Consider the following 1,655-nt stretch of genomic DNA (forward strand, 5'->3'; position numbering starts at 1 on the left):
ACATGACCGGAACGGAAGCGGAGCGACCTCGTGGCGGAACACTTGAATGTTGCGTAATGAAAACCGTAACGTTACCTCGGTAAAAACGAGCGGAATGGACGCGATGAAAGGTGCGACATAAGACATGAATCAGGAATTGAAGCTAAAATGGCATAGCATCTATGGGCAGATTTTGTTTGAGCGCAGATTGCAGGAAGCATGGAAGCAAGTCAAGGAGAATAAAGGTGCAGGCGGCATCGATGGCGAAACCATCGAAAGCTACGAGAGGAAGCAGGACGAAAACCTGAACAATCTTCTTTCGAAATTAAAAGCAAAAGCATATTCTCCTTCTCCTGTACGTAGGCACTACATACCCAAGAAAAACGGAAAATTGCGCCCGTTAGGAATACCCAACATAGAGGATCGCATCGTCCAGCAAACGGTGGTTAATGTCCTTCAGCCGAAGTGCGAAGAAATCGTGTTTCATCGGTGGTCTTGCGGGTATCGCCCCGGATACGGGGCGAAGCGTGTAGCCCAGATCATCCTATGGAATATAGAAACGGGGCACGACTTTATCTATGACTGTGACATCAGGGGGTTCTTTGACAACATCCCACACGCGAAACTGATGAAGGTGCTGACCAAATATATAGCGGATGGAACCGTTCTGGACATCATCTGGAAGTGGTTGAAAGCGGGGTACATGGAAGAAGGGAAGTTCCACGAAGTCGATGCGGGAACGCCGCAAGGCGGAGTTATTTCACCGCTCTTAGCGAACTTGTATCTAAACGAACTGGACTGGAAACTGGAGGAACACGGAATTCGTTTCGTACGTTACGCCGATGACTTTCTGTTGTTTGCGAAAACACAGGTAGACATTGAGAAAGCCGCGGCGATTACGCAGGAGACACTGAAGGAGCTTGGACTCGAAGTAGCCATGGAAAAGACAAAGATCGTCAACTTCAATGACGACGACTTCGATTTCCTCGGGTTTACGTTCGGTCATTGGCGAAAACGTAAGAAAGACGGAGAACGATATTTCACCGCACAGCCTAAAGAAAGTACGTGGAAGGACTTTCGTCAGAAGATCAAAGCCAAAACCAAGAAAACCTTGACACTAAATAGCAAAGCCTGGTTGCAACAGGTAAATCCCGTCATTCGAGGGAAGGTCAATTACTTTCTGCAACTGTTTGAAGCCGTAGAAGAAAACAAGCAATATGGGCAGAGAAGTCATTGCTATTTCAACACATTCCGGAACCAACTGCTTGCAGTGGATGGGTACATCCGGCAACGCTTACGCGTTGCAATGGTGCATCACCATCCCAGTCAACGTAAAGGCCACGCTATGAAAACGAAGTGGAATAATGAATTCTTCGCCCGTATCGGATTAGTGCCTTCGTTCTGGCTTTACTACAACAAACAATATGGGTATACTATCGACCAGTACATTGAATACATGAAGGATATCCAGAAGAAAAGCCAAGCCCGCAAAGAAAGGAAAGCAAAAGAACGAGGAGAGGAGTATTACACTCCAGCCCTCGTTCGAAAGATGCAATATGCCCAGCGGTTAGCTACTTACTGATTCATTTCGAAACACGTTGGTGAGCCGTATGCCTTAATAGGGCACGTACGGTTCGATGAGGGGGGCGCCACGCAAGTGGGGTCCCTACTCTATT

At 47.4% G+C, this 1,655-nt stretch carries 1 protein-coding gene; it reads left to right on the forward strand.

Annotated features, from left to right (window positions below):
• The first annotated feature begins 124 nt into the window (after positions 1–124).
• Complete coding sequence (gene ltrA / locus Q3F21_RS27040) at positions 125–1,561, forward strand: group II intron reverse transcriptase/maturase (RefSeq protein WP_340259675.1); 1,437 nt, start codon at positions 125–127, stop codon at positions 1,559–1,561.
• Positions 1,562–1,655 lie beyond the last annotated feature (94 nt).

Source organism: Brevibacillus borstelensis (genome assembly GCF_037834415.1).
Lineage (GTDB): Bacteria > Bacillota > Bacilli > Brevibacillales > Brevibacillaceae > Brevibacillus > Brevibacillus borstelensis_A.